This is a genomic window from Pseudomonas sp. TKO26 (assembly GCF_003225665.1).
Lineage (GTDB): Bacteria > Pseudomonadota > Gammaproteobacteria > Pseudomonadales > Pseudomonadaceae > Aquipseudomonas > Aquipseudomonas saponiphila.
This window is the reverse complement of the sequence record NZ_QKLN01000041.1, coordinates 138,843-147,306: the sequence shown is the minus strand read 5'-3', so window position 1 is coordinate 147,306 and position 8,464 is coordinate 138,843. Positions and strand designations below refer to the sequence as shown.

The window sequence follows — 8,464 nt, the reverse complement described above, 5'->3', positions numbered from 1 at the left end:
CCCCCGGTGGCTCGGAATTGTGACAAAGAGCCAGCCTCTGCCCGCGCATTCCCCGACAATCCTGCCGCGGTCCCTGCCCGGTGCCCCCCCCGCTGCCCCCGCTCAGCCCGCTCCCCTTCGGCCCCAACCCCTTCCCGCCGCCGAAACCCCTCCCCCCCCCCCCCCCCCCGCCACTGCTGCTGTCATCTCGCACATCGACGACGTTGTCGCTGCGCCGGCCTTTTTTCCAAAGCATGGGGGAGTCCTCGTTTTTTCTGCTGGTCAGTGTTGCTGGTGGCTCAGACCGGCGCCAGTCCGGTCGTCAGGGATTTTTGCGCACGCTACCATGGCCCGGCGCCGGATCGATCCGGTTCGGACTCATTCGGGGCTTGCTATTGAACATCGACACCCGCATCAAATTCCGTCACCTGGTGTGTTTTCTTGAAATGGCCCGCCAGGGCAGCCTGGCCCGAGCCGCCGATGTGCTGGCGGTGAGCCAGCCGGCCATGTCGAAAACCCTCAAGGAACTGGAGGACCTGCTGGACACCCGGTTGTTTGCCAGGAGCAAGGCCGGGCTCAGCCTGACCGAGGCCGGGCGGGCCTTCCTGCGTTACGCCGGGCCGTCGGTGCAGGCCCTGCGCGAGGGCGTCAGCAGCCTGCGCGGCGGCGAATATGCCGCCGGGCTGGTGCGTATCGGCGTGCTGTCCACGGTGGAAAGCCTGCTGCTGCCGGAGGTGATGCGGCGCCTGCACCAGCGGCACTCGGCATTGACCGTGAGCGTGGTGACCGGCCCGAGCGCCTATCTGCTTTCGCAGTTGCGGGTCGGCGATCTGGACCTGGTGGTGGGGCGCATGACCGAAAGTCCGGAGATCCAGGGCCTGAGTTTCGAGCACCTGTACAGCGAATCCCTGACCTTGGTGGCTCGTCCCGAGCATCCGCTGGTGGTCGGTCCCTTCACCCGTGACGCGGTGAGCGAATATCCCCTGGTATTGCCCCTGGCCGGCACCAGCATCCGCAAGCATGCCGATAGCCTGTTCGTGCAGTGCGGCATTGCCCAGTCGGCACAGCGTTTGGAAACCCTGTCGGTGGCCCTGAGCCGGCGTTACACCCTGTCCAGCGATGCGCTGTGGATCGCGCCGCTGGATGCGGTGCGCCTGGACCTGGCCAATGGCGAGCTGCAGGAGCTGGACCTGGGCCTGCGCGAGCCCGGCGGTTCGCTGGGCATCTCCAGCAACTCCAGCCTGCCGCTGTCGCTGGCGGCGCAATGGGCGGTCGAGGTGCTCAGGGAGGTGGGACAGGCCTATCGTGAAGGCTGCTATCCATAACTATTTGGTTATGGATTGAGGGCGGTTTTTCAATGTTCCACCCTCCTGATTTGTTTGAAACTGCGCCAGCTGCGCTCCATAAATCAAACAACAGGAGATCGACATGTCTGATGCAGACAGCCGTCGCTTCGTGATTCGTGACCGTAACTGGCACCCCAAGGCCCTGACCCCCGACTACAAGACCTCCGTTGCCCGCTCGCCGCGCCAAGCGCTGGTGAGCATTCCACAATCGCTGAGCGAAACCAGCGGCCCGGACTTTTCCCACCTGCGCACCGGGCGTTTCGACAACGACCTGCTGCTCAACTTCAATAACGGCGGATTGCCGGTGGGCGAGCGGATCATCGTTTCCGGGCGGGTCTGCGATCAGTACGGCAAACCCATTCCCCACACCCTGGTGGAGATGTGGCAAGCCAACGCCGGCGGCCGCTACCGGCACAAGAACGACCGCTACCTGGCGCCCCTGGACCCGAACTTCGGTGGTGTCGGCCGAGCCCTCACCGACCGCGACGGCTACTACAGCTTCCGCACCATCAAGCCCGGCCCCTACCCATGGCGCAACGGTCCCAACGACTGGCGTCCGGCGCATATCCACTTCTCCATCAGCGGTCCGTCGATTGCCACGCGCCTGATCACCCAGCTGTATTTCGAAGGCGACCCCTTGATTCCGCTGTGCCCGATCGTCAAGTCCATCGCCAACCCGGACGCGGTGCAGAGCCTGATCGCGCGCCTGGACATGGGCAATGCCAATCCCATGGACTGCCTGGCCTATCGCTTCGACATCGTGTTGCGCGGCCAGCGCAAGACCCACTTCGAAAACTGCTGAGGAGCCTGCCATGCCTGTTCAACTGCTGCCTGAAACCCCCTCGCAAACGGCCGGCCCCTATGTACACATCGGCCTGGCCCTGGCAGCGGCGGGAAACCCGACCCGCCCCGAGGAAATCTGGAACCAGATGGCCAAGCCCGATGCGCCGGGCGAGCGGATCCTGCTGATCGGCCATGTGTACGATGGCAACGGCCACCTGGTGCGCGACTCCTTCCTGGAGTTCTGGCAGGCCGATTCCGCCGGGGTCTACGACCCGGTGTTCGACACGGAAAAGCCGTTCAACTGCTTCGGCCGCACCGCCACCACCTTCGATGCCGGGGAATGGACCCTCCACACGGTCAAGCCCGGGGTGGTGAACAACGCTGCCGGGGTGCCCATGGCGCCGCACATCAACCTGTCGCTGTTTGCCCGGGGGATCAACATTCACCTGCACACCCGGCTGTATTTCGCCGATGAACCGGAAGCCAACGCCCGGTGCCCGGTGCTGAATCTGATCGAACAGCCGCAGCGCCGGGAAACCCTGCTGGCCCATCCGTGCGAGGTCGAAGGCCTGCGCGCCTACCGCTTCGACATTCGCATTCAGGGTGAAGGCGAGACGGTGTTCTTCGACTTCTGACACCGCGCCGCGCCACGGAGGGCGACCGTCGGTCCCGACCTACTTCATGGAAAGCAGTTCCAGAAAACCGCCAAGCCCGGCTAACCTGCGCACAAGGCGCGGTGTCGGGCTCATGGCTCGCATCCGTCGACCTCGGGCGGCAATCGAACCTCGCCCTGCAGTTCCCCAACTGGCCCGTTGTCACTAGAATCGGCCAAATTTTGTCGGGACCCGACCATGGCAGGCAGTCAAATCGAACGCGTTTTCAGTGTTCTCGAACGTCTTACCGGTGATCCCCGCGGCCTGCCCTTGCAGACCCTGGCGGAACAGCTGGAGATCCCCAAAAGTGCCACCCACCGCCTGCTGGCGGAACTGATCCGCCTGGGCTATGTACGGCAGAACCCGGACAACCTGCGCTACCAACTGTCCACCCGGCTGGTGGCCATGGGCTTTCGCTACCTGTCCGCCAGCGGGGCCGATATTGTTCAGCCGGTGCTCGACCGGCTGGCCGCCGAATCCGGCGAGCTGGTGCGCCTGGGAGTGATCGAAGGCGAGCGCCAGACCTGGATCGCCAAGTCCCAGGGTGCCCGTTCCGGCCTGCGCTACGACCCGGACATGGGCCGTGAGGCACCGTTGTTCTATACCGCTTCCGGGCATGCCTGGCTGGCCACCCTGAGCGATGCCGAGGCCTTGTCCCTGGTGGAGCGCCAGGGCGTGGAACCCCCGACGGATCTGGGACCAAATGCACCGCGCTCGAACATCGAGTTGCTCGAACGCCTGCGCCTGGCCCGCGAGCAGGGTTACGCCTGGGTCGAGGAAAGCTCGGCGCTCGGCACCTCGGCGATTGCCGCCGTGGTGCGCCATCCCATCGATGGCCGGGTGGTGGGCGTGCTCAGCATCGCCGGCCCCAGCGCACGCCTGCCGTTGGCGCGGCTGCATGAACTGGCGCCACTGCTGCTGCAATTCGCCGAGGAACTGTCGGCTGCCAGTCAGGCCTCCGAACTGTTCAATTGAGCCAGGGCGCTTTGCCGGCGGATACCCGGCGCAGCGCCGGGTCGATGGTTCTCAACGAAGTTGTTCGGTAATCGAACGGTATTGCTTGTCGCTCTTGTGTGAAATTGGAACTGAGTTCTAAATAATTGGATTTCAGCGTCCCGATAATAATCACAAGAGGATTCGTCATTGAAGCCGCCACTGCGCATTGCCCTGATCGGCGTCGGCAACATGGGGCAGCAGCATTACCAACACCTCAAGACCCTGGCCGAGGCCCGGCTCTGCGCCGTCGCTGATCCTGGCTCCCAGGCCGTCGCGGTCGCCGCGCAATGGCAGGTGCCGCATTTCAGTGATCACCAGACCCTGCTGCGGGAAATTCGCCCGGACGCGGTGATCGTCGCCAATCCCAATAATCTTCACGTCAGCACTGCCCTGGATTGCCTGGCGGCGGGTGTTCCGGTGCTGCTGGAAAAGCCCGTGGGCGTGCATCTTGATGAAGTACGCGAGCTGGTAGCGGCATCGCGTGACACGGGTGTGCCGGTGCTGGTGGGTCATCACCGGCGGCACAATCCATTGATCGCCCGTGCCCGTGAACTGGTGCACAGCGGCGCCCTGGGACAGCTGACCACGGTCACCGCGCTCTGGCAGTTGCGCAAGCCCGAGAGCTACTTCGATATTCCCTGGCGCCGCGAGGCCGGCGCCGGCCTGTTGCTGACCAACCTGATTCACGATCTCGATCTGCTGCGCCATCTGTGCGGCGAGGTGCGACAAGTGCAGGCCATCACCAGCAACCGCGTGCGCGGCTACGCCAATGAAGATTGCGCGGTGGTGCTGTTGCAGTTCGACAACGGCGCCCTGGGCAGCCTGACCGGTTCCGATGCCGCGGCCGCCCCCTGGAGTTGGGAGCTGGATTCCGGGGAGAACCCGGTGTACCCGCGCCAGAGCGATCAGCCTTGCTACCTGCTGGCCGGCACCGAGGGCGCGCTGAGCATTCCCCAGCTCAAGCGCTGGCATTACGCCGAAGCCGGGGAGGGTTGGCATCAACCCTTGCTGATGCAGCAGGAAACCTTCGACCCGGGCGAGGCTCTGCGCCTGCAATTGCAGCACTTCGTCCAGGTCGCCCGCGGCGAAGTCGCGCCGCTGGTCAGTGCCGCCGATGCCGCGCGTACCCTGGCGCTGATTGAGGCGATTCGCCAGGCCGCGGCCACGGGGCAGGCCTGCACCCCAACCCCTGTTGAGTGAACGATTGATGAGTGAGCGGATTTTTTCCCTGGCCAGCCTGACCGTGCTGGAGCTGTCGCCGCCAGAGATGGTGGAGGTGGCGGCCCGCGCCGGCTACAGCCATGTCGGCCTGCGCCTGGAACCGGCGACCCCGGAGGAACATCACTTCCCGCTGGTGGCGGACGCCGGCCTGCGGCGCCAGACCCTGGCGCGCCTGCGCGATAGCGGCGTGCGGGTGCTGGATGTGGAGATCCTGCGGCTCAAGCCGCAGACCCGGGTGGGCGACTTCGAAGCGCTGCTGGCGGTGGGCGCGGAGTTCGCCGCCAGCGAGTTGCTGGTGGCGGGCAATGACCCGGATGAGGCGCGGATGACCGACAACTTCGCCGCGCTGTGCGATCTGGCGCGGCAGTACGGGCTGCACCCCCATCTGGAGTTCATGCCCTGGACCGATGCGCGCAATCTGGAACAGGCCGTGCGGGTGGTGGAAAACGCCGGTCGTGACAACGGCTGCGTGCTGGTGGACGCCTTCCATTTCGACCGTTCCGGTTCGCGTCTGGCAGACTTGGCGCAGGTCGCTCCGGCGCGCCTGCGTTACGCGCAGCTGTGCGACGTGGCTGGCCCGCGTCCGGATGACATGCAGGAGATCCTGCGCCAGGCCCGTAACGAACGGCGTTTTCCGGGGCAGGGCGATTGCGATCTGCCGGGGTTGCTCCAGTGTCTGCCGCAGCACCTGCCCCTGAGCCTGGAAATTCCCACGGTGCAGTTGCTGGAGCAGGGCGTGAGTGCCTTGCAGCGGGCGCAGATGGCGCTGGATGCAACCCGAGCGCTGCTGGCCAGGACCTGAGTCGGCGGGAGGGCTTTCGCCGGCCAGCCGGCTCCTACACCTATCCGCTAGGCACCGGCTGGCCGCGAAGCTGTGTCTTCAATCACTCCAAGGAGTGCCCATGATCCGTAGCACGCCCCTTTCCGGGAGCAATCACCCTTTCAAGGGCATCCTGCTGATTGTCCTGGCGACCTTCCTGTTCGCCAGCCACGATGCCCTGTCCAAATACCTCTCGGGGTTCTTCCCGGTGATCATGGTGGTCTGGGCCCGTTACCTGATCCATACCTTGCTGATGGCCGGGATCTTCCTGCCGCAATCCGGCCTGCGGGTGCTGCGCAGCAAGCGCCCGCTGCTGCAACTGCTGCGGGCCTTGTGCCTGCTGAGTACCAGCTTGCTGTTCACCTCGGCGCTGCTGTTCATTCCCCTGGCCGAGGCCACGGCGGTCAACTTTCTCACGCCGGTGCTGGTCACCGCGTTGTCGGTGCCGCTGCTCGGTGAACAGGTGACCCGCGGCCAGTGGCTGGCGGTGATCTGCGGTTTTGTCGGGGTGCTGATCATCGTCCATCCGGGCGGCGAGCTGTTCACCCCGGCGGTGCTGCTGCCGTTCTGTTCGGCGCTGTTCTTCTGCTTCTATCAACTGCTGACCCGCAAGCTGGCCGAGCACGACAGCCCCGCCACCAGCAATTTTTTCGCCGGGCTGTGCAACACCCTGGTGATGAGCGCGCTGGTGCCGTTCTTCTGGCAGACCCCGGGGATTGTCCATGGCGCGCTGATGCTGGCGCTGGGGGCCTGTGGCATGTGCGCCCACCTGTTCCTGACCCAGGCCTTTCGCCTTGCGGCGCCGGCGCTACTGGCGCCCTTTGGTTATTGCCAGATTGTCTTTGCCGGGCTGCTGGGCTGGTTGCTGTTCGGTCATGCGCCGTCGTTGATCACCCAGCTGGGCATCGCCGTGATCTGCCTCAGCGGGCTGGCGGCGGCCTGGCAGCAACGCCGTGGCTGAGACGCCTCAGAAACGAAAGCGCACCACCAGGTTCTGCAGGCCGGCCGCCAGCTGCGACAGCTCCTGGCTGGTGGCGTTGGTGCGCGTGGCGGCGTCGGCGCTTTCCAGGGACAGGTTGCGGATGTTCAGCAGGTTGCGGTCCACTTCACGGGCCACCTGGGCCTGTTCTTCCGAGGCACTGGCGATCACCAGGTTGCGCTCGTGGATCTGCTCCATGGCCCGGGTGATTTCCCCCAGGGCCAGCCCGGCCTGTTCGGCGATGGACAGGGTCTGGGCCACCCGCTGACTGTTGCCGTGCATGGACTGCACCACGCAGTCGGTGTCGCCCTGGACCCGGCCAATCATCTGTTCGATTTCCTGGGTCGACTGCTGGGTGCGATGGGCCAGGGCCCGCACTTCATCTGCCACTACGGCAAAGCCGCGGCCGGCTTCCCCAGCCCGCGCGGCCTCGATGGCGGCGTTCAGGGCCAGCAGGTTGGTCTGTTCGGCGATGGCGCGGATCACGTCCAGCACTTTGCCGATCTCCCGTGATTGCTCGGCCAGGGTCTGCACTTGCTGCAGGGCGGTGCCGGTGTCGCTGCTCATGGCCTGGATCGAGTCCAGGGTCTGGATCACCCGGGTCTGCCCCTGGGTGGCCTGGGCGGTGGACTGGCGGGTGGTGTCGGAGGTAGACACCGCGTTGCGCGCCACTTCCTCGACGGCCACGGTCATCTCGTTGACGGCGGTGGCGGCTTGCTCGATTTCGTTGTGTTGCTGCTGCAGGCGGCTGGAGTCCTGATGGGTGCTCTGGCTCATCTGCTGCGCGGCGCCGGCCAGTTGGGTCGAAGTGCTGCTGATCAGTTGCAGGGTTTCACGCAGGCTGGCCTGCATGCTGGCCAGGGCCTTGAGCAGGCGCGCGGTTTCATCGCTGCCCGCGCTGTGGATCGGTCGGCTGAGATCGCCGGCGGCCACTTGCTCGGCCACGCCCACGGCCTGGCGGATGGGCACGACGATGCTGCGAATCAACAGCCAGGCCAGGCACAGGGTCAGCAGGGCGACAGCGATCAGGGCGCCGATCACCGTGACCTTGACCTGGGTGTAGAGCGCGTCGGCGTGCTGGGCCGATTGACTGACCTCCTCGGCAGTCAGGTTCATCAGTTCGGCGAACTGATCGCCGGTCTGGGTCGAGTACTCCTGGATCTTGCCGTTGAGCAGCGCCGTCATCTCGCTGCTGCGATTGTCCTGGGACAGGGCTTCGTACTGGGCCAGGGCCTGTTGGTAGCTTTTGACCGTGGCGAGGAAGGTCTCGTATTGCACCCGGTTGTGATCGCCCACCAGCGGCGCGAACCTGGCCAGGGCCTGGTCGAGCCAGGCTTGAACCTGATGCAGGCGGGCAATGGTGCTGTCCAGCACCTTGGGTTCGCGATTGAGGGCCATGCGCAGGCTCAGCACGCGGATGCTCAGTACGTAGTCGCGCACTTCTCCCAGGTAGCGGGTGCTGGGCAGGGAAATGTTTTCGGTGTGCTGGCCGGTGGCGCGGACTTCGGCCACTTGCTTGAGGGCGAACAGCCCCTGCAGCAGGACCAGCAGGGCAATCACGCCGAAGCTGATCACGGCGCGTTTGGCGATGCTCAGGTTACCCAGCGTCATGGGACGTTCTCCGAGTGTGGAAAAAAGGGGGAAGGGGGAACAGATAAAAAAAGCGCAGGCCCGGAACCGGACCTGC

8 protein-coding genes and 1 pseudogene are annotated in these 8,464 nt (G+C 65.3%); 7 read left to right on the top strand and 2 right to left on the bottom strand.

Translation table 11 applies throughout. The annotated features are described in order from the left end of the window. Positions 1–235, bottom strand: a pseudogene (locus DNK59_RS32630) (hypothetical protein); the annotation flags it as partial. Positions 236–374: 139 nt separating this feature from the next. Between DNK59_RS32630 and pcaQ the strand changes: the two are divergent. The 7 genes from pcaQ to DNK59_RS30200 all read left to right on the top strand — a co-directional run bounded on the left by pcaQ (position 375) and on the right by DNK59_RS30200 (position 6,759). After that, positions 375–1,304: a pca operon transcription factor PcaQ gene (gene pcaQ / locus DNK59_RS30230; protein WP_110725676.1), complete on the top strand. Its 930-nt coding sequence runs from the start codon at positions 375–377 to the stop codon at positions 1,302–1,304. A 103-nt stretch (positions 1,305–1,407) separates the two neighbouring features. Further along, entirely contained in the window at positions 1,408–2,127 is a 720-nt protein-coding gene (gene pcaH, locus DNK59_RS30225) for a protocatechuate 3,4-dioxygenase subunit beta (RefSeq protein WP_110725675.1), read from the top strand. Positions 2,128–2,137: 10 nt separating this feature from the next. Next, the gene (gene pcaG, locus DNK59_RS30220; protein ID WP_092309774.1) at positions 2,138–2,743 is read left to right on the top strand and encodes a protocatechuate 3,4-dioxygenase subunit alpha; all 606 of its coding nucleotides are present in this window, start codon (positions 2,138–2,140) and stop codon (positions 2,741–2,743) included. A gap of 216 nt (positions 2,744–2,959) precedes the next feature. After that, the gene (locus DNK59_RS30215; RefSeq protein WP_110725674.1) at positions 2,960–3,736 is read left to right on the top strand and encodes an IclR family transcriptional regulator; all 777 of its coding nucleotides are present in this window, start codon (positions 2,960–2,962) and stop codon (positions 3,734–3,736) included. Between the two features lie 168 nt (positions 3,737–3,904). Next, positions 3,905–4,957 carry a Gfo/Idh/MocA family protein gene (locus tag DNK59_RS30210; RefSeq protein ID WP_110725673.1) on the top strand — a complete coding sequence of 351 codons (1,053 nt, stop codon included), beginning with the start codon at positions 3,905–3,907 and terminating at the stop codon, positions 4,955–4,957. Positions 4,958–4,964: 7 nt separating this feature from the next. Continuing rightward, positions 4,965–5,780, top strand: a complete 816-nt coding sequence (locus DNK59_RS30205) for a sugar phosphate isomerase/epimerase (RefSeq protein ID WP_092309783.1) — start codon at positions 4,965–4,967, stop codon at positions 5,778–5,780. Positions 5,781–5,880: 100 nt separating this feature from the next. Next, positions 5,881–6,759 (top strand): DMT family transporter, encoded by an 879-nt coding sequence (locus DNK59_RS30200; RefSeq protein ID WP_110725672.1) that lies wholly within the window; start codon positions 5,881–5,883, stop codon positions 6,757–6,759. A gap of 6 nt (positions 6,760–6,765) precedes the next feature. Here the strand turns inward: DNK59_RS30200 and DNK59_RS30195 are convergent, their stop codons facing one another. Next, on the bottom strand, positions 6,766–8,388 hold the full coding sequence (locus DNK59_RS30195) for a methyl-accepting chemotaxis protein (protein ID WP_110725671.1): 1,623 nt from the start codon (positions 8,386–8,388) through the stop codon (positions 6,766–6,768). Between the last annotated feature and the right edge of the window lie 76 nt (positions 8,389–8,464).

Excerpts from the sequence above, each read along its gene's own strand:
- DNK59_RS30200 (WP_110725672.1), top strand. The coding sequence starts at position 5,881 with ATGATCCGTAGCACGCCCCTTTCCGGGAGCAATCACCCTTTCAAGGGC.
- DNK59_RS30195 (WP_110725671.1), bottom strand. The coding sequence starts at position 8,388 with ATGACGCTGGGTAACCTGAGCATCGCCAAACGCGCCGTGATCAGCTTC.
- DNK59_RS30205 (WP_092309783.1), top strand. The coding sequence starts at position 4,965 with ATGAGTGAGCGGATTTTTTCCCTGGCCAGCCTGACCGTGCTGGAGCTG.
- pcaG (WP_092309774.1), top strand. The coding sequence starts at position 2,138 with ATGCCTGTTCAACTGCTGCCTGAAACCCCCTCGCAAACGGCCGGCCCC.
- pcaH (WP_110725675.1), top strand. The coding sequence starts at position 1,408 with ATGTCTGATGCAGACAGCCGTCGCTTCGTGATTCGTGACCGTAACTGG.
- DNK59_RS30215 (WP_110725674.1), top strand. The coding sequence starts at position 2,960 with ATGGCAGGCAGTCAAATCGAACGCGTTTTCAGTGTTCTCGAACGTCTT.